This window comes from Actinomadura kijaniata, assembly GCF_014138665.1.
GTDB lineage: Bacteria > Actinomycetota > Actinomycetes > Streptosporangiales > Streptosporangiaceae > Spirillospora > Spirillospora kijaniata.
The window spans coordinates 346,080-365,083 of sequence record NZ_JACJIA010000005.1 but is presented as its reverse complement, the minus strand read 5'-3'; the positions used below and the strand labels follow the sequence as shown (position 1 = coordinate 365,083).

Sequence of the window (19,004 nt, the reverse complement as noted above, 5' to 3'; positions counted from 1 at the left end):
CGCCGGTGGTGAAGCGTCAGCGCCTCGCGGGCCGGGGCAGCTTGCAGCCGCGGTCGAGGCGCACGTCGTTGCCGCGGGTCAGGCAGCGCGCCAGCAGGTAGGTCTGCTGGCCGTAGCCGATGCCGCGGCGGACGGTGACCCTGCCGTTCCGGTCGACCTCGCACGGGTTGTTGAGGGTGCACCGCTCGCCGTCGGTGTTGCCGGTGTTGTTGACGCCGATCACGCGCTTGGAGCGGGTGTCCACGATCGGGGAGCCGGAGGTGCCGCCGATGATGTCGCACTCGGGCGTGTAGCGGATGGAGTCCTTCCAGGTCCAGCCCGCCTCCTTCATCCGGTACGCGAAACCGTCGATCTTGCAGGTCCACGTGCGCCGCCAGTAGCCGCTGGGGATGGCGATGCGGGTGCCGGCGTGCGGGCGGGCCAGCGACAGCTTCAGGGCGGAAACGCCGTACCGCTGCCGGATGGCCCGGTAGGTGGTGTTCAGCCGGTAGACCGTGACGTCGGTGTCGGTCATCGTGGCGTACTCGATCCGGGTCGCCCGGAGCTTGCCCAGCACGTTCTTGCCGGCGCGGTCCAGCAGGTCGAACGTGCGGCCGGAGGGCCGGTCCACGATCACCTCGCCCGCCTTCGGCATGCCGGTCTCCAGGCAGTGGCCGTTGGTCATCACCAGGGCGGCGTCGGTGTCGCGGCTGAGCGGGCCGCGCACGATCGAGCCCGAGCAGTTGCTGAGGGCGACGATCCCGGTGAAGTCGACCTCGCCCTTCGTGGCGGAGGCGTGGGCGGGGGCGGCGGCGAGCAGGCCGCCGGCGGTGACGGCGGCCAGCGCCGCGCCGAGCAGACGTCGGGTCATGTGACGGGAGATCCTCTCCGGTCGAGGTCAGGAGCACGGCGATGCTAGATGATCATCAGGGGCGGGGGAAGCCTCCGGGCCGTTAGGATCGGACGGTGAGTGACACACCGATCCGCTGGGGAATCCTGGGCACCGGGGGCATCGCCTCCGTCTTCACCGAGGACCTGCTGCGCCTTCCCGGGCACCGGGTCGTGGCCGTCGGGTCGCGGTCCGAGGCGACGGCCGCGGAGTTCGCCGGGCGCCACGGCGTCGCGCGGGCCCACGGCTCCTACGCCGGCTTGGCCGCCGACGCGGAGGTGGACGTCGTGTACGTCGCCACGCCGCACCCCATGCACTACGAACCGGCCCGGCTCTGCCTGGAGGGCGGCCGGGCGGTGCTGGTGGAGAAGCCCTTCACCACCTCGGCCGCCGACGCCGAGGCGCTGGCGGCGCTCGCCCGCGACCGCGGCCTGTTCGCGATGGAGGGCATGTGGACGCGGTTCAGCCCCCTGGTGCGCAGGCTCGGCGAGCTGGTCGCCGACGGGGCGATCGGCGAGGTGTCGGCCGTCTACGCGGACTTCTCCATCGCCCCGGCCTACGACCCGGCCGGCCGCCTGTGGTCCGCCGAGCTCGGCGGCGGCGCGCTGCTGGACCTCGGCTGCTACCCGCTGTCGTTCACCTGGCCGCTGCTCGGCCCGCCCGACACCGTGCAGGCCACCGCCGCGCCGGCGCCCACCGGCGTGGACGCCAACACCGGCATCCTGCTCGGCTACCGGTCGGGGGCGGTGGCGCTGCTGCACTGCGGCCTGATGGGCGACTCGCCGCACGCGGCGACCGTGGTGGGGTCCAAGGGCCGGATCGAGGTGGCCGGGCCGTTCTACCGGCCGGTGTCGATGACGCTGTACCGGGCCGGGGCCGAGCCGGAGACGATGACCGCCGAGCTGGCCGGGCACGGCTACACCTACCAGGCCGAGGAGGTCGCCCGCTGCCTGCGCGCCGGGCTGACCGAGTCGCCGCTGCTGCCGCTGGCCGAGTCGGTGGAGGTCATGCGGGTCATCGACCGGGTGCGGGAGCGCCTGGCCTCCGGGTGAGCGCGCGTGACCGGGCGTCCGGCCGCGCGCGGCGGTACGGGTGACCGCGCGCGGCCGGACGGGCCGGGTCAGTCGACGTCGACCCAGCCGAAGGTGCGTTCGACGGCCTTGCGCCAGCCCGCGTAGCCCTTCTCCCGCTTGTCCTCGTCCCACTGGGGCCGCCAGCGCCGGTCCTCGTTCCAGTTCTGGCGCAGCTCGTCGGTGTTGCGCCAGAACCCGACGGCCAGGCCCGCCGCGTACGCCGCGCCCAGCGCCGTGGTCTCGGCCACCACGGGACGGGACACCGGGACGCCGAGGACGTCGGCCTGCAACTGCATGCACAGCTCGTTGGCGGTGACGCCGCCGTCCACCTTCAGGACGTCCAGGGACACGCCGGAGTCCTCGCGCATCGCCTCCACCACGTCGCGGGACTGGTAGCAGATCGCCTCCAGCGTCGCGCGGGCCAGGTGGGCGTTGGTGTTGTACCGCGACAGCCCGACGATCGCGCCGCGCGCGTCGCTGCGCCAGTAGGGGGCGAACAGGCCGGAGAACGCGGGCACGAAGTACACCCCGCCGTTGTCCTCCACCTGCGCCGCGAGCGCCTCGCTCTGCGACGCGCCGGAGATGATGCCGAGCTGGTCGCGCAGCCACTGCACGGCCGACCCGGTCACCGCGATGGAGCCCTCCAGGGCGTAGACGGGGGCCTGGTCGCCGAACTTGTAGCAGACGGTGGTGAGCATGCCCGCCTTGGAGCGGACCAGCTCGCCGCCGGTGTTGAGCAGCAGGAAGTTGCCGGTGCCGTAGGTGTTCTTGGCCTCGCCCGGGGAGAAGCAGACCTGCCCGACGGTGGCGGCCTGCTGGTCGCCGAGGTCGCCGCTCAGCGGCACCTCGCCGCCGAACGGCCCGTCGGCGCGGGTCACGCCGTAGGGGTCGGGCGCCGACGACGGCCTGATCTCCGGCAGCATCGCGCGCGGGATCCCGAAGAACGACAGCAGCTGGTCGTCCCAGTCCAGGGTCTCCAGGTCCATCAGCATCGTGCGGCTGGCGTTGGTCGGGTCGGTCACGTGCACGCCGCCGTCGGGGCCGCCGGTGAGGTTCCACAGCACCCAGGTGTCGATGTTGCCGAACACGGCCTCGCCGTTCTCGGCCGCCTCGCGAACGCCGTCGACGTTCTCCAGGATCCACTGGATCTTGCCGCCGGAGAAGTACGTCGCCGGAGGCAGGCCCGCGCGGTGCCGGATCGTCTCGCCGCGCCCGTCGCGCTCCAGCGCCGAGGCGATCCGGTCGGTGCGGGTGTCCTGCCACACGATGGCGTTGTAGTAGGGACGCCCGGTGCGGCGGTTCCACACGACGGTCGTCTCGCGCTGGTTGGTGATGCCCACCGCGGCCAGGTCGGACGCCTGGAGGTTCGCCTTGTTCAGGGTGGACTGCACGGTGGCGCGGGTGCGCTCCCAGATCTCGATCGGGTCGTGCTCCACCCAGCCCGCCCGCGGCAGGATCTGCTCGTGTTCGAGCTGGTGGCGGGCCACCTCGTTGCCACCGTGGTCGAAGATCATGAATCGGGTGCTGGTGGTGCCCTGGTCCAGCGCACCGACGAAGTCGGCCATCCGACTCTCGCTTTCTGGGGTCGAGGGGATGAGGGGGTCGGTCAGGGTTTCACGTCGTACTGGGGCTCGGGCCGGGTCGGGTCGGGCCGGGCCGGCTCGGGCAGGTTCCGCCCGACGAGCAGGCCGTACAGCCCGGCGCCGAGCACGCCGCCGACCAGCGGGCCGACGATCGGCACCCAGAAGTACAGGTCACCGTACTGGTCGCGCCACGCGCCGCCGTAACCGGTCAGGAACTGGGCGAGCCTCGGTCCGAAGTCGCGGGCCGGGTTGATGGCGTACCCGGCGTCGGTGCCCCACGCCATGCCGATCGCCACGACCAGGAACCCGATCACCACGGGGGCGAGGTTGGCCAGCGGGGGCTGGTTGCGCAGGTCGGTGAGGGCGACCACGATGAACAGCAGGATCGCGGTGCCGATGATCTGGTCGCGCAGCGCCCCCCAGGTGCTCACCGGCAGGGTGCCGTTGCCCGGGAGGGTGGAGAACACGCCCTGCGACTTGATGGTGTGGCCGGGGTCGAACCGGGCCAGCACCTCGGTGTAGTTCCACCGCACGACCAGCGCCGCGACGAACGCGCCCAGCGTCTGCGCCAGCATGTAGGGCGCGACCTTGCGCCACGGGAAGCCCTTGAACACCGCCAGCGCGAACGTCACGGCCGGGTTGAGGTGCCCGCCGCTGATGGTGGCCGCCACGTACACGCCGAGCGTCACGCCGATGCCCCACGCCCAGGCGATGCTGTCGTGGTCGCCGATGCCTCCCGCGACGACCTGGGCGACCACTCCCACGCCGAACAGGATCAGGATCATCGTTCCGGCGAACTCGGCGGCCATCTCCCGGCCCAGTGGGGGCAGTCTCAGCCGTTCCGCCATGTCTCCTCCTCGGGGCGGTGTGACGTGAGGCACAACTGCCGCGACGGTAAGTAGGGCACGCGAAAACGGTCAACCTGCAAGCCGTGACAACAAAACGCCAATTCGCTGGCACGCTCCAAAGGCTTGGGCCGCGCCGGAACGGGGTACTGACGGGTAGCCGTTTCCGCGGCCGGTCCGGCGGCCGGGTCAGTGGCCGGGTCAGTGGCCGCGGAACGCCTCCTCCAGCCACCACGCCGGGCGTTCCCGGGTGACCTTGGCGTCCACCACCAGCGGCCGGTCGCGCGGCCCGGCCAGCCAGTCGGCGACGGCCGACAGGTCCTCGGGGCGCCGCACGGTCGCGGCGGCGCAGCCGTAGCCGCGGCCGACGGCGGCGATGTCCACGGGCGGGAACGTGACGGTGTCCAGGGCGTGCCCGCCGGGCCCGAAGTGGTGGACCTCCGCGCCGTAGGCCTCGTCGTCGTAGACGACGACCAGCAGGCCCGCGCCGAGCAGGGGGCCGAGCCGGACGGCGGTCTCCAGCTCGACGGCCGACATCAGCGCCCCGCCGTCGCCGAGCGCGGCGACCGTCAGCCGGTCGGGGCGGGCCAGCGCCGCGCCGACCGCGGTGGCCAGTCCGAGCCCGACCGACTGGAACGCCTGGGTGAACACCAGCCCGTCGGCGTCGGGGACGTCCAGGTACATGACGGGGTAGCCCATGAAGTTGCCCGAGTCGACGGCGACGGTGCGCTCGCGCGGCAGCATCTCGTCGAGGGCGATCGACAGCACGCGCGGGTCGATGCGGCCGTCGGCGGGGTCGTCCTCGGGCGGGTGGTCGCGCCAGCGGGACTCGCGGGCCAGGCGTGCGGCCAGCTCCGGCGAGCGGTATCCGGCGGCGGCGTGGCCGCGCGCGGTCAGCTCGGCGAGGACGGCGCGGGCGGTCTCGGCGGCGTCGCCGGCCACGCCGAGGTCGAGGGGGTGGTGCGCGCCGAGCGCGGCGGCGTCCAGGTCGACCTGCGCGACGGCCGCGCCCTCGCCGACCAGCGCGCCGTGCCGCAGCGTCCACATGTTCAGCGAGCAGCCCCACCCGACGATGAGGTCGGCGCCCCGGATCAGTCCGGCGGCGGCGGGGGTGGCGAAGCCGCCGCTGACGTCCAGGTCGAACGGGTCGCCGCGGAACAGGCCGCGCGCGACGGCGGAGGTGGCCAGCAGCGCGCCGCAGCGTTCGGCCAGGGCGCGCAGCGGCTCCCCGGCGCGGGCGAGGCGCGCGCCGCGCCCGGCCAGGAACACCGGCCGTCCGGCGCCGGCGAGCAGGTCGGCCAGGCGGCCGACCGCGTGCGGCGGGGGCGGCGGCAGCAACGGCACCGGCGCGCCGTACGCCAGCGACCGGTCGGTGGTGTCGGGCCCGGTGTACTCGGCGGCCTGCACGTCCAGCGGCAGCCCGAGCAGGACCGTGCGGCGCTGGGTGAGGGCGGTGCGGCAGGCGCGGGCGACGTCGGCCAGCGCCGACTGCGGGGAGTGGACGCGTTCGGGGACCGCGCCGACGGCGGCGGCGAGCGCGGCCTGGTCGATCCGGAAGTTGGAGCGGACCGCCGACGCGGCGACCTCGCCCGCCAGCACCAGCAGCGGGGTGCGGCTCTTGGCGGCCTCGGTGACGCCGGTGAGCGCGTTGGTCAGGCCGGGCCCCTGGTGGACCGACACCACGCCGAGCCCGCCGGTCAGCCGGGCGTGGGCGTCGGCCATGGTGGCGGCCCCGCCCTCGTGGCGGGCGGCCACGAACCGCGCGCCGTGGGCGACCAGGGCGTTGGTGACGTGGAAGTTGCCGCTGCCCACCACGCCGAACACGGTGTCGGCGCCGAGCCGGGCCAGCGCCGCCCCGACCGCCTCGGCGACGATCATCGTTCGACCAGCGCCAGCACGCGGGCCGGGCTGCCGGAGCCGCCGACGATCGGCAGCGGCGCGGCGACCAGCACGGCCCCGCGCGCCGGGAGGTGGTCCAGGTTCCGCAGCTGGGTGAGGCCGTACTTGTCCGCGCCGAGAAGGTAGGAGTGGCACGGGAACGGCGGCTCGAAGCCGTGCGCGGCCCCCGCGTCGGTGCCGACGGTCTCCACGCCGATCCCCTGGATCGGGGTCTCCTCGGCCAGCCACCGGGCGCACTCGGCGGAGATCCCGGGGCTGTGGGGGCCGGTCCCGTCGGCGTTGAGGAACGCCGCCTGGTCGCCCGCGCGGGCGTCCCAGCCGGTCCGGTACAGCAGCCAGCCGCCCTCGGGCAGCGGGCCGTGCGCCTTCTCCCAGTCGCGGACGTGGTCGACCTCCAGCAGGAAGTCGGGGTCGCCCGCGACGTGCGCGGCGGCGTCCAGCACGACGGCGGGGCCGACCAGGCGGCGCGGCGCGACCTGGGAGACGTCCTCGCCGTCGCGGCCGGTGATCCAGTGGACCGGCGCGTCGAAGTGGGTGCCGACGTGCTCCCCGGTGGTGATGTCGTTCCAGTACCAGGCGGGGCCCCGGTCGTCGTAGCGGCTGATCTCCCTGAGCTGGAACGGGACGGTGTCGGCGAACGGCTCGGGCAGCTGGAGGATCGGTGTGGCCGACGACAGCGGGGCCGTCAGGTCGACGACCTCGACGCTTCCGTCGGTGAGCGCGGCGAGCAGGGCGTCCAGCACGGACATGGTTCCTCCCGGGGGCGCACGGTGCACCGAACGTACCGACTCGCTCCCCGGGGGTAAAGGTCAGCCGACGCGCCCGCCGAGGCGTCCCTCCAGCAGGACGAGCAGCTCGCTGAGGCCCCGCGCCATCGCGTCGCGGCGCTCGTCCGGCAGGTCCGACAGCAGCGACGCCTCGTGGGCGGGCCGGGCGGGCAGCAACCGGTCCACCAGGGCGCGGCCCTCGCCGGTCAGCGCCAGGTGCTGGACGCGGCGGTCGCGGTCGTCGGCGCGTCGGCGGCCTGCTGGAGCAGCGCGGCGGTGCGCGTCGCCCGAAAGGTCAGCAAGTATTTCACCAGTAAATTAATGTGCGGCCGGAACCATCTCCCCCGACGGGAAGTTAGGCTTACCTAAGTACTTTCGAACGAGGGGGACGCATGGCGACACCGACCGAGCGCAGGGCTCCACGGCTCCACGTGGGCACGGTGCTGCGCACCGAGCAGATCACCCCGCACATGATCCGTGTGGTGCTCGGCGGCGAGGGGCTGGCGGGGTTCGCCGCCGGCGAGTTCACCGACCACTACGTGAAGCTGCTGTTCCCCCAGCCCGGCGCCGTCTACCCCGAGCCGTTCGACATGGCGCGGATCCGCGAGGAGATGCCGCGCGAGCAGTGGCCGGTGACCCGCACCTACACCGTGCGGGCCTGGGACCCCGGCACGCGCGAGCTGACCGTCGACTTCGTGTACCACGGCGAGGAGGGCCTGGCCGGGCCGTGGGCCCGGGGCGCCAAGCCCGGTGACCGGATCCGCTTCCTCGGCCCCGGCGGGGCGTACGCGCCCGCCGCCGAGGCCGACTGGCACCTGCTGGTCGGGGACGAGAGCGCGCTGCCCGCCATCGCCGCCTCCCTGGGACGCCTCCCCGGCGGCGCCCCCGCCCGCGTCCTGCTGGAGGTCGAGGGCCCCGAGGAGGAGCAGGACCTGAAGGCCCCCGGCGGCGCGGAGATCGTGTGGCTGCACCGGGGCGCGGGCCGGGTCGGCGAGGCGCTGGTGGCGGCCGTGCGGGAGCTGGAGTTCCCGGCGGGGCGCGTCCACGCGTTCGTGCACGGCGAGGCCGGGTTCGTCAAGGAGCTGCGCCGCTTCCTGCGGGTGGACCGGGGGCTGCCGCTGGAGCAGCTGTCGATCTCCGGCTACTGGCGCCTCGGCCGCGACGAGGACGGCTGGCAGTCCGGCAAGCGCGAGTGGAACCAGCGGATCGAGGAAGAGGAGGCCAGGGCCCTGGCCTCCGCCTAGCCCCCGCTCAGGCGGTCTCCTCGCCGCCCTCCCGTCCGGTCTCCTCCGGGTCGTCGGCGAAGCCCGGCAGCCACCGGACCACCTCGGCCCGGTAGTTCCCCTCGGCCTCCAGCTGGCACAGCACGCCGCCGCAGCTGGCCAGGGCCCGGCTGACCGCCATGTACTGCGGCGGCAGCCGCAGGTGCCGGGCCAGCGCGCCGGGCCGCATGTCGGTCGCCACCCCCATGCCCCGGGTGGTCTCGCGCCGCAGCCACTCCCGGCTGTAGCGGAACCGCTCCCGCGTGAACGGCGTGACGTGCGGGGAGACGATCGCCGCGACCTGCTCGGGGTCCACCTCCCCCTCGGGGGCGAGGAACCCCTCCGCGCGGGCCGCCGCGACCATCGCCTCGCCGCTGCCAAGGGTGCCGATGCGCAGCAGCCGCCCGATCGACCACTGCAGCTCGGCCGGGACGTGGGCCGCGCCGCCGAAGTCCATGACGCCGAGGCGGCCGTCGTCCAGCAGCCGGAAGTTGCCGGGGTGCGGGTCGATGTGGATCATCTGGCAGCGGGCCGGGCCCGACAGGATGAACCGGAACAGCAGCAGCCCGGCGCGGTCGCGCTCCTCCTGGTCCCCCTCGGCGATGACCCTGGCCAGCGGCGTCCCGTCGAGCCACTCGGTGACCAGCACGTGGCCGGACTGGGCGACGACGGCCGGGACCACGAAGTCGGGGTCGCCCGCGTACGCCTCGTGGAACGCGGTCTGCGCGCGGGCCTCGTCGTCGTAGTCGAGCTCCTTCTCCAGCCGCCGCTTCAGGTCGGCGACCAGCGGCTTGACCTCGACGCCGGGGAACAGCGGGGTGATCAGCCGGCTCAGCCGGGCGATCTGGTTGAAGTCGCTCATCAGCGCCTTGCCCGCGCCGGGGTACTGCACCTTCACCGCGACGGCGCGGCCGTCGTGCCACACGGCCCTGTGGACCTGGCCGATGGAGGCCGCCGCGGCGGGCCGGTCGTCGAACTCGGCGAACAGGTCCCGCCAGTCCGGGCCGAGCCCCTCGGCCAGCACCCGGTGGGTGGTGGCGGCGGGCATCGGCGGCGCGGACTCCTGGAGCCGGGTGAGGCTGGCGCGGAACGGCCCGGCGACCTCCTCCGGCAGCCCCGCCTCGAAGATCGACAGTAGCTGGCCGACCTTCATCGCGCCGCCCTTGAGCTCCCCGAGCACCGAGAACAGCTGGTCGGCGGTGCGGCGCTGGACCTCCAGCGCCACGGTCTCGGCGGGCCTGCCGATCGTGCGCTTGCCGAACCCGAGGGCGGTGCGCCCGGCGAAGCCGAGGGGCAGCGAGGCCAGTTTCGCGGTGCGCGTCACCGCGCGGCGGGGGATGTCACTCACGATCGTTTCCTTCCCTTCGGCGCTCGGCGCACTCCGCCCTGACCGGACGAACCATAACCTTTCCGCTCACCCCTTGACGCCTTCCCACCGTGAGACAAACATGGCGGATGTCTTGTGAGACACATCACTTGAGTGTCTCGGAGCCGACACTGTGGAGGAGGTCGGCGCCATGAGCCCGACGGTGACGGCTCTAGTGGCGGTCGTGCTCTACTACGTGGGAGCGGCGCTGTTCAAGCGGGCCGGGGCGGGGATGCCGCCGCTGCACGGCAGCCGCCCCGGGCTCCTGCTCCGCACGGTGCTGCGCGACCCGATCTGGCTCACCGGCCTGTTCGTCTTCACGATCGGCATGGAGCTGCAGATCGTCGCGTTCGCCGAACTGCCGCTGGGCATCGCCCAGCCGCTGTTCGCCTCGACCCTGCTGGTGCTGCTGTGGACGGGGACCGCCTTCTTCGGCGAGTGGCTCACCGTCCGCGAGTGGTGCGGCCTCGGCCTGTTCGCGCTGTCGACGCTGCTGGTCTGGGCGTCGGTGCGGCCCGAGCAGGCCGGGATCGGCTCGCTGCCGCCGCTGTCCCCGCTGCTCGCGACGACCGCGGCCGCCGTGCTGGTCTCGGTCGCGCTGTTCGTGTTGAACGGCCTGTGCCCCGCCGGGCGGCACGCCCGCCCCTCCACGGGCGTGGCCTACGGCCTGGCCAGCGGGATCGCCCTCGGCGCCGGAGAGGTCGCGATCAAGGGGCTGGCCATCGTCAACGCCGAGCAGGGCACGGGCCCGCACCTGCTGGCCACGCCCTACCCCTACCTGATCGGGCTGACGGTCCCGGTCGGGCTCGCCCAGGCGATGATCGCGATGCAGCGGTGCCGGATGGTGGTGTGCATCTCGGTCTGCACGATCGCCGCCAAGACGTACCTGCTGCTGGCCGGGACGCTGCTGTACGGCGGCGACTGGCCCGAGGACCCGCTGTGGGGGGTCCTGCGGATCGGCGCGGCGGCCCTGGCGGTCGGCGCGGTGCTGCTGTTCCCCCGCTACGAGCCCGAGCTGCCGGACGACTCGGGCGCCGGGCCGGGCCGCAGCAGCAGCCCGATCACCTCCAGGGCGGTGTCGATCTCCGGGCGGGTGCCGCCCAGGTAGTGGGCGTACATGAACGAGTCGGCGATCCGCACGATCGCCTGCGCCAGCGTCTCAGTGGGGACCGTCACCCGGAGAGCGCCCCGGTCGATCTCCCGTTGCAGCTCCCGCACCAGCATGGCCTTGGCGCGTTCCTCGACCGGTCCCGGCGCGGCGGCCAGCCGGACGAACAGCCCCGGCTCCCGCGCGGTCAGCGCCTTCAGCGGGGCGGCCTCCACCACCGCGCGCATGAAGCGCTCCAGGGCGTCCAGGATCCGGTCCGCGCCGGTCCCGGTGACCTCGCGCATCACCCGCCGGTAGGTGCGCTCGGTCATCTCGGCGAGGATGGCGCCGAGCAGGCGCTCCCGGCTGCCGACCCAGCGGTACAGCGTCGCCCGGCCCACGCCGAGCTCGGCGGCCAGCGCCGACATGTCGATCGGCTCGCCCGCCAGGTAGTGGGCGGTGGCGGCGGCGACCGCGGCGGCGGGTCCGCCCGCCCGGCCGTTCCCCGTGCCGTCCCCGGCTCGTGGCTGCCCGTTCACGCGCCCAGCATCGCACAGCCCGCTCAGCGGCCCGGGCGCACCAGCGGGAACGCGATCGTCTCGCGGATCGAGCGGCCGGTGAGCGCGATCAGCAACCGGTCCACGCCCATGCCCATGCCGCCCGCCGGGGGCATGCCGTACTCCAGGGCGCGCAGGAAGTCCTCGTCCAGCTCCATGGCCTCGGGGTCGCCGCCCGCCGCCAGCAACGACTGCTCGGTGAGCCGCCGCCGCTGGAGGATCGGGTCGATCAGCTCCGAGTAGGCGGTGCCCAGCTCCATGCCGAACACGATCAGGTCCCACTTCTCGGCCAGCCGCGGGTCGTCGCGGTGCGGCCGGGTCAGCGGGGAGGTCTCGGCCGGGTAGTCGCGCACGAACGTCGGCCATCGCAGTTCGTCCTCGACCAGCGCCTCGTACAGCTCCTGCACCAGGCGGCCCTGGCCCCACTCGGGGACGTCGGCCACGCCGGCGCGGGCGGCGTGGCGGGCCACCGCCGCGCGCGGGGTGTCCGGGGTGACCTCCTCGCCGAGCGCCTCCGACACCGACCCGTACACGGTGATCGCGTGCCAGGGCTCGGCCAGGTCGTACTCGACGCCGCCGCGCGCCACGACCGTGGTGCCGAGCGCGGCACGGGTCCCGGCCAGGACCAGGTCGCGGGTCAGCGCGGCCATGGTGTCGTAGTCGCCGTAGGGCTCGTACGCCTCCAGCATCGTGAACTCGGGGTTGTGGGTGGCGTCCACGCCCTCGTTGCGGAAGTCGCGGCCCATCTCGAAGACCTTGCCCAGCCCGCCGACCAGCAGCCGCTTGAGGTACAGCTCGGGCGCGATCCGCAGGTACATCCGCATGTTGTAGGCGTTGATCCGGGTGGTGAACGGCCGGGCCGCCGCGCCGCCGTGGACGGGCTGCAGGATCGGGGTCTCGACCTCCAGGTAGCCGCGGTCGCGCAGCACGTCGCGGACGGCCGCCACCGCGTCGCCGCGCATCCGCAGCATCCGCCGGGACTCGTCGTTGACGATCAGGTCGACGGCGCGCAGCCGCACCCGGGCCTCGGGGTCCGACAGCCCGGAGCGCTTGTCGGGCAGCGGGTGCAGCGACTTGGCGGTCAGCGTCCAGGAGTCGGCCAGCACCGACAGCTCGCCCTTGCGGGAGGTGACGACCTCGCCGGCCACGCCGACCTGGTCGCCGAGGTCGACCAGCGACCGCCAGGTGCGCAGGCTCTCCGGCCCCAGCCGGTCGGCGGTCAGCATCACCTGGATGTCGGCGCTCTCGTCGCGCAGGGTCGCGAAGACCAGCCGGCCGTGCTCGCGGGCCAGCATGATCCGCCCGGCGACGGCGGCGCGCTCGCCGGTGCGGGTGTCGGCGGCCAGCCCGGCGAACCGGGCGCGCAGGTCGGCGGCCAGGGCGGTGCGGTCGAAGCCGAGCGGGTAGGGCTCCATCCCCGCCGCCTCGATCCTGGCGAGCTTGTCGTGCCGGACGCGTTCCTGCTCCGACAGCCGCCGCTGCGGGGCGCGCAGCGCCTCGGCGCTGTCCTCGATCTCCCTGATCCGCGCGACGAGCCCGGCGGAGGGCACCGCGCCCGCGGCCTGCTCCAGCCGGCGGCGGCCGAAGCTCGGCAGGAAGCCCTCGGCGACCGCGTAGGCGACGCCGACGCGGATCAGGCCGGTGCTGCCGTGCGGGAAGCAGATGAAGCGCGGCACCCACTCGGGGTGGTACTTGGCGTTGGCCAGGTACAGCGACTCCAGCTGCCAGAAGCGGGAGGCCAGCGACAGCCACCGGTAGGCGAGCCGGACGACGGGCCCGGCGCCGATCTGCTGGCCGCGTTCGAACACCGCCCGCAGCATGGCGAAGTTCAGCGAGACCCGGCGCACGCCGATGGCGCCCGCGCCCTCGGCGAGCTTGGCGACCATGAACTCGTTCAGGCCGTTCTCGGCGGCCCGGTCGCGGCGCATCAGGTCCAGCGACAGCCCGGAGCGGCCCCACGGCACGAAGCTGAGCAGCCCGCGCAGCTCGCCCTGGGCGTCGAACGCCTCCACCATCACGCAGCGCCCGTCGGTGGGGTCGCCGAGCCGGCCGAGGGCCATGGAGAAGCCGCGTTCGGTCTCGCCCTCGCGCCAGTGGTCGGCGCGCTGCACGATCGCGGCCATCTCGGCGGCCGGGATCTGCGAGTGGCGGCGGACGCGGACGGTGTACCCGGCGCGCTCGACGCGGCGCACCGCCTGGCGCACCGGCCGCATCTCCCGGCCGTCCAGGTTGAACTCCGACAGGTCGAGGATCGCCTCGTCGCCGAGCTCCAGGACGTTCAGGCCGTGCCTGCGGTACTCGACGGCGGCGCGCTCGCCGGCGCTGACCGCGCCGGGCGTCCAGGAGTGGGCGCGGCACTCGGCCAGCCACGCCTCGATCGCCTGCCCCCACGACTCGGGGTCGCCGAGGGGGTCGCCGCTGGCCAGGCAGACCGAGCCCTGGGCGCGGTAGGCGATGGCGGCCCTGCCGTTGGGCGCGACGATGACGTCCTTGTCGCGGCGCAGCGCGAAGTAGCCGAGGGAGTCGTCCTCGCCGTGCTCGGCCAGCAGCCGCCGCGCCGGCAGCTCCTCCTCGGCCGACAGCTGCGCCGGCCGGCGGGCGGGCCGGAACAGCGCCCACATGGTCAGCACCAGCAGGCCCGCGCCGACCACGCCGAGGATGAAGTCCACCCAGGCGGGGACCGCGACGTAGACGGTGCTGCCGGTGACGCCCGCGCCCAGCACCGTCTGGAGCACCACGTAGACCGGCTGGGTCCAGAACCCGCCCCGGGGGTCGGTGTCCGTCAGGTGCACCAGCGTCACCCCGACCACGCCGCTGACCAGCACCAGCGCGCCGAAGACGGCCAGCGCCAGCCGCCGGTTGGCCCGGTCGGGCAGCGCGGAGAACTCGCGGCGGGCGGCCAGCAGCAGCGTCAGCACCAGCCCGTAGGCGACGGCCGCGATCCACTCGCCCCCGCCGGTCCGCAGCTCCGGGTCCTGCGGCGGTTCCACCGCGTTGAGCAGCACGGTCAGCACCAGCAGCGCGAAGTACGCGCCGATCACCAGGGAGGTGATCCGCCACGCCGACTTCTTGTGCCGCCGGACCCCGGCCGACAGCAGGAGCATCATCAGGCCCCAGGGCAGGCTGGCCCACCAGCCGAAGTACCCGATCCAGCGCAGCACCCACACGCTCGCCAGGTCGTCGAACCAGGTGGCCGACAACCGGGCCGACACCCATGCCACGATCGAGACGATCCCCGACACCAGCAGGTACCAGGAGACGATCTCCGGTACCCGCTCGATCACCCTTCCGACGCGCATCTGTCCCCCGGCCCCCGCGTGCCCGGCGCGGTCCTCCCCGCCGCCGCACCTGGTCAGGGTACCCGTGGCGTGATCAGCGATAACACCGACGAAAGTCGCGGCGGCGCCCGACCTTGGTCGGGCGCCGCCGCGCCGGAGGCCGCCCCGCGGTCAGGTGCGGGCCGCCGCCGGGACGGGCTCGTCCTCGGCCGCGCCGGGCAGGGCGTGCCGCAGCTTCTCGCCCTCGACGTCGACGTCGGGCAGCAGCCGGTCCAGCCAGCGCGGCAGCCACCACGCCGACCGGCCGAGCAGCGCCATCACGGCCGGGACGATGGTCATGCGGACCACGAACGCGTCGAACGCGACGCCCGCGGCCAGCGCGAACCCGATCATCATGATCATCGTCTCGTCGGAGGCGACGAACCCGGCGAACACCGCGATCATGATGACGGCGGCGGCGGTGACGACCCGCGCGCCGTGCCGGAACCCGGCGACCACGGCCTCGCGCGGCGCCGCGCCGTGCACGTACGCCTCGCGCATCCCGGTGACCAGGAACACCTGGTAGTCCATGGCGAGGCCGAACACCACGCCGATCAGCAGGATCGGCAGCAGGCTCATGATCGGCCCGGTCTCCGGGACGCCGAACACCTCGGCCAGCCAGCCCCACTGGAACACCGCCACGACCGCGCCGAAGGTGGCGGCGACGGTGAGCAGGAAGCCCGCGGTGGCCTTCAGCGGCACCAGCAGCGACCGGAACACCAGGGTCAGCAGCAGGAACGCCAGCCCGACCACGACCAGCAGGTAGGGGACGAGGGCGTCCGACAGCTTGGCCGAGATGTCGATGTTCATGGCGGTCGAGCCGGTGACCATGGCGCGCGCGCCGGTGGTCTCGCGCAGGTCGCCGCCCCGGTCGCGGATGGCGGCGACCAGGTCCTCGGTGGCCTTGTCGCTGGGGCCGCTCTTCGGCACGACGGTCAGCAGCGCGGTGTTCCCGGCGGGGTTGGGCGCGGGCGGGGTCACCACGGCCACGTCCCTCATGCGCTGGAGCTCCCCGGCGAAGCGCTGCGCGGGCTCCTGCACGCCGCCGCCGGAGCCGGACTCCACGACGACCATCAGCGGGCCGTTGACGCCCGGGCCGAAGCCCTCGGCGATCAGGTCGTAGGCCTTGCGCTGGGTGGTGTCGGGCGCGGCGACCTCGTCGCCGGGCAGGCCCAGGCGCAGGTCGGTGGCCGGGTAGGCGACCGCGCCCATGGCGGCGACGGCCAGCAGCAGCACCGGCAGCGGGCGCCGCACGACGAACCGGGCCCAGCGCTCGCCCAGCGGGGCCCTGCCCTCGGCGGGGCCGCCGCGCAGGCCGGGGATGCGGCCGCCCAGCACCCGGCGCCCGGCCATGCCGAGCAGGGCGGGCAGCAGGCTGAGCGCGATGAGGACGGCGACGACCACGGCGAACGCGGCGGCCAGCCCCATCTCGGTGAGGATCGGGATGTTCACCACCATCAGCCCGGCCAGCGCGATCACCACGGTGAGACCGGCGAACACCACGGCCGACCCGGCGGTGCCGACGGCGCGGCCGGCGGCCTCCTCGGGCGCGCGGCCCTCGCGCAGCTCGGCGCGGTAGCGGGAGACGATGAACAGCGAGTAGTCGATGGCCACCGCCAGGCCCAGCATCAGCGCCAGGGTGGAGGTGGTGGAACTCATCTCGATCAGGCCGGTGGCGGCGGTGATCGTCGCCATCGCGATGCCGACGCCCAGCAGCGCGTTCAGCAGCGGCAGCCCGGCGGCGATCAGCGAGCCGAACGTGATGACCAGCACCAGGGCGGCGACCGCCACACCGATGATCTCGGTGGCGCTCTGCTCGGGGATGCCCTGGGTGGCGCTGCCGCCGTACTCGACGGTCAGCCCGGCGGCGCGGCCCTGCTCGGCCGCGGCCTTCAGGGCGTCGCGGTCGGCGCCGGTGACGTCGATCGGCGACACCTTGTAGGCCACCTGGGCGTAGGCGGTGCGCCCGTCGGGCGAGACGGCCCTGGTCTGGAACGGGTCGGCGACGGAGGCGACCTTCGGCGCGGTCCGCAGCCTCGCGACCACCCCGTCCACGGCCGCCTTCGACGCCGGGGCGGTGATCTTCTCACCGCCGGGCGCGCGGAACACCACGCGGGCGGTCGCGCCGTCGGCGTTGGCCTGCGGCATCCGTTCCTTCAGCAGGTCCATGGCCTGCTGGGACTCGGTGCCGGGCATCGAGAAGTCGTTGGCGGTGGGGCCCTTCAGGGTGGCGGCGCCGACGCCCGCCAGGACGAGCAGGCCCGCCCACAGCGCGGCGACCAGCCATCGCCGCCGGAACGAGAACCGGCCGAGCCGGTACAGGAACGTGGCCACGGGTGTCTTCCCCTCGATGGTTGCCGGACATGCTTGCCTCGCCCGGTGGCGGGCCGGCCGCCGGGCCTTCAGGGGTGGGATGGGCCGCCGGGTGCCGTCTCCGGGCCGTGCGGCGGCCGTCCGGCCCGGCGGTCGGGGGTCTAGGCGGGCGCGGTCCCCGCGCCCTCCGGTGGGGCCTCCTCCGCGGGCCCGTGGGGGGTGGGCAGCCCGGAGCGAAGCCACAGGAAGGCCTCGTCGACCAGCGTGCCGGGGTCGGCGCCGTCGGGGCCCTCGGCCCACATCGCCATCGCGGTGCGCAGCGCCAGCCCCGCCGCGCCCGCCATCAGGTGCGGGTAGACGTCGCGCGCGGGGTCGGTGCCGGAGCGTTCGGCGATCAGCTCGGTGGCGCGCCGCAGCATCTCGTCGAGCCCGGACAGCTCCCGGGCGATCAGAACGGGCTCGGCGAGGACCACGCGGACCAGGGCGAGGGTCTCGGCGCGGTCGCCGAACGAGGCCAGGGCGACCCTGGCGACGTTGTGCAGGGTGTCCCAGAGGGGCTCGTCCGCCGGGCGGGACGCCAGGGTGTCGAGACCGGTCCGCGCCCCGTCGAGGAGCGGGGCGACGATCGCCTCCTCCTTGCCCGGGAAGTAGTTGTGGAAGGTGCGCGCCGACACCCCGGCGGCCTCGGCGACCGCCTCGACCGTCACCCCGGCGACGCCGTGCTCCAGCGCCAGCCGCACGGCGGCGCGGCTGAGCGCCTGCCGGGTCGCGGCCTTCTTGCGTTCACGGAGTCCATGCACGGTCATGCGGACCACGCTAGGACAAACCTGCGTGGTCCGCAAAATTTCCGGATATGCAAAGTTGCGTGATATGCATCTCAGTACACATCGGCCCAGGTCACGGGCTACTTCAGCGGCAACCCCGCGTAGTTCTCGGCCAGGGAGGTCATCGCGGCCTGGGAGGAGACGACGTAGTCCAGGTGCGAGCGCTGGAGGCGGTGCTCGAACGGGGTGGCCCCGGGGTCGGTGTGCAGCAGCGTCGTCATCCAGTAGGAGAAGTGCTCGGCCCGCCAGACGCGCCTGAGGCAGCGCTCGGAGTAGCCGTCGAGCAGGGTCTCGGAGCCGGAGGCGTAGCGCTCGGTGAGCGCCTCGGCCAGGACCGTCACGTCGGCGACGGCCAGGTTGAGGCCCTTGGCCCCGGTGGGCGGCACGATGTGCGCGGCGTCCCCGGCCAGGAACAGCCTGTCGTGGCGCATCGGCTCGGCGACGAAGCTGCGCATCGGGGTGATCGCCCGGTCGGTGATGGGGCCCTCGCGCAGTTCCCAGCCGTCGCCCGTGGCGAACCGGGCGGCCAGCTCGTCCCAGATCCGGGCGTCGGACCAGGCGCCGAGGTCCTCGTCGGGCGCGACCTGGAGGTACAGGCGGCTGACCTTGGGCGAGCGCAGGCTGTGCAGGGCGAAACCGCGCTCGTGATGGGCGTAGATCAGTTCGTCGGTGGACGGCGGGACGTCGGCGAGGATGCCGAGCCAGGCGAACGGGTACTCGCGGGAGAAGGTCCGCACGTCCGGGACGGCGGGGCGGCTGACGCCGTGGAAGCCGTCGCACCCGGCGATGTAGTCGCACTCCAGGACGTGCTCGGTGCCGTCCTGGCGGAAGGTGACGCTGGGCGCGGCCGGGTCGACGGCCAGGACCTCGGCCTCGAAGCGGACGTCGCCGCCGTCGGCGAGCCGCCGCTCGACCAGGTCCTTGACGATCTCGGTCTGCGCGTAGATCGTCACGGTGCGGCCGGTCAGGTCGGTGATCGGGACGCGGTGCCCGGCCCCGCCGAACCGCAGCTCCAGGCCGTGGTGGACCAGGCCCTCGCGGTCCAGGCGCCCGCCGACGCCGGTGTCGCGCAGCACGTCGGTGGTGTTCTGCTCCAGCATCCCGGCGCGCTGGCGGCGTTCGACGTAGGCGCGGTCGCGGCTCTCCAGCACCACCGAGTCGATGCCCTGCCGGTGCAGCAGCTGGGACAGCAGCAGTCCGGCGGGCCCTGCGCCGATGATCGCGACCTGGGTGCGCATGAGGA

Annotated in this window: 15 protein-coding genes; 3 read left to right on the top strand and 12 right to left on the bottom strand. The window is 74.1% G+C overall.

The annotated features are described in order from the left end of the window. Positions 1 to 16: 16 nt before the first annotated feature. Positions 17 to 850 carry a S1 family peptidase gene (locus tag HNR61_RS21500; RefSeq protein ID WP_182844960.1) on the bottom strand — a complete coding sequence of 278 codons (834 nt, stop codon included), beginning with the start codon at positions 848 to 850 and terminating at the stop codon, positions 17 to 19. Between the two features lie 95 nt (positions 851 to 945). Between HNR61_RS21500 and HNR61_RS50025 the strand changes: the two genes are divergently transcribed. Continuing rightward, a complete protein-coding gene (locus HNR61_RS50025; protein ID WP_182844959.1) occupies positions 946 to 1,920 on the top strand; it encodes a Gfo/Idh/MocA family protein in 975 nt (324 codons plus the stop codon). Positions 1,921 to 1,988: 68 nt separating this feature from the next. On the opposite strand, the gene glpK is transcribed toward HNR61_RS50025, so the two are convergent. The 5 genes from glpK to HNR61_RS21470 all read right to left on the bottom strand — a co-directional run bounded on the left by glpK (position 1,989) and on the right by HNR61_RS21470 (position 7,221). Next, the gene (gene glpK, locus HNR61_RS21490) at positions 1,989 to 3,506 is read right to left on the bottom strand and encodes a glycerol kinase GlpK (protein ID WP_182844958.1); all 1,518 of its coding nucleotides are present in this window, start codon (positions 3,504 to 3,506) and stop codon (positions 1,989 to 1,991) included. A gap of 41 nt (positions 3,507 to 3,547) precedes the next feature. Continuing rightward, positions 3,548 to 4,372 carry an MIP/aquaporin family protein gene (locus HNR61_RS21485; protein ID WP_182844957.1) on the bottom strand — a complete coding sequence of 275 codons (825 nt, stop codon included), beginning with the start codon at positions 4,370 to 4,372 and terminating at the stop codon, positions 3,548 to 3,550. 198 nt (positions 4,373 to 4,570) lie between these two features. Further along, positions 4,571 to 6,247: a thiamine pyrophosphate-binding protein gene (locus HNR61_RS21480; protein WP_182844956.1), complete on the bottom strand. Its 1,677-nt coding sequence runs from the start codon at positions 6,245 to 6,247 to the stop codon at positions 4,571 to 4,573. After that, a complete protein-coding gene (locus tag HNR61_RS21475; RefSeq protein ID WP_182844955.1) occupies positions 6,244 to 7,017 on the bottom strand; it encodes a cyclase family protein in 774 nt (257 codons plus the stop codon). The genes HNR61_RS21480 and HNR61_RS21475 overlap by 4 nt, the downstream gene beginning before the upstream one ends. A 60-nt stretch (positions 7,018 to 7,077) precedes the next feature. Further along, a complete protein-coding gene (locus HNR61_RS21470; RefSeq protein WP_182844954.1) occupies positions 7,078 to 7,221 on the bottom strand; it encodes a hypothetical protein in 144 nt (47 codons plus the stop codon). Between the two features lie 206 nt (positions 7,222 to 7,427). Between HNR61_RS21470 and HNR61_RS21465 the strand changes: the two genes are divergently transcribed. Beyond that, the gene (locus HNR61_RS21465; protein ID WP_182844953.1) at positions 7,428 to 8,279 is read left to right on the top strand and encodes a siderophore-interacting protein; all 852 of its coding nucleotides are present in this window, start codon (positions 7,428 to 7,430) and stop codon (positions 8,277 to 8,279) included. Between the two features lie 7 nt (positions 8,280 to 8,286). On the opposite strand, the gene HNR61_RS21460 is transcribed toward HNR61_RS21465, so the two are convergent. After that, on the bottom strand, positions 8,287 to 9,645 hold the full coding sequence (locus HNR61_RS21460; protein ID WP_182844952.1) for an ABC1 kinase family protein: 1,359 nt from the start codon (positions 9,643 to 9,645) through the stop codon (positions 8,287 to 8,289). A 169-nt stretch (positions 9,646 to 9,814) separates the two neighbouring features. Here HNR61_RS21460 and HNR61_RS21455 point away from each other — a divergent pair, with 169 nt between their 5' ends. Continuing rightward, positions 9,815 to 10,771, top strand: coding sequence for a hypothetical protein (locus HNR61_RS21455; protein WP_182844951.1), 957 nt, complete (start codon positions 9,815 to 9,817; stop codon positions 10,769 to 10,771). On the opposite strand, the gene HNR61_RS50020 is transcribed toward HNR61_RS21455, so the two are convergent. The 5 genes from HNR61_RS50020 to HNR61_RS21430 form a co-directional block, all read right to left on the bottom strand. Then, complete coding sequence (locus HNR61_RS50020; RefSeq protein WP_220509600.1) at positions 10,666 to 11,289, bottom strand: QsdR family transcriptional regulator; 624 nt, start codon at positions 11,287 to 11,289, stop codon at positions 10,666 to 10,668. The two genes, HNR61_RS21455 and HNR61_RS50020, sit on opposite strands and share 106 nt — an antisense overlap. Before the next feature lie 23 nt (positions 11,290 to 11,312). Beyond that, positions 11,313 to 14,591, bottom strand: coding sequence for a bifunctional lysylphosphatidylglycerol synthetase/lysine--tRNA ligase LysX (lysX, locus tag HNR61_RS21445; RefSeq protein WP_376770264.1), 3,279 nt, complete (start codon positions 14,589 to 14,591; stop codon positions 11,313 to 11,315). 165 nt (positions 14,592 to 14,756) lie between these two features. Beyond that, entirely contained in the window at positions 14,757 to 16,958 is a 2,202-nt protein-coding gene (locus tag HNR61_RS21440; RefSeq protein WP_182844949.1) for an MMPL family transporter, read from the bottom strand. 140 nt (positions 16,959 to 17,098) lie between these two features. After that, the gene (locus tag HNR61_RS21435) at positions 17,099 to 17,743 is read right to left on the bottom strand and encodes a TetR/AcrR family transcriptional regulator (RefSeq protein WP_182844948.1); all 645 of its coding nucleotides are present in this window, start codon (positions 17,741 to 17,743) and stop codon (positions 17,099 to 17,101) included. A 98-nt stretch (positions 17,744 to 17,841) separates the two neighbouring features. Next, a complete protein-coding gene (locus HNR61_RS21430; RefSeq protein ID WP_182844947.1) occupies positions 17,842 to 18,999 on the bottom strand; it encodes a 4-hydroxybenzoate 3-monooxygenase in 1,158 nt (385 codons plus the stop codon). Between the last annotated feature and the right edge of the window lie 5 nt (positions 19,000 to 19,004).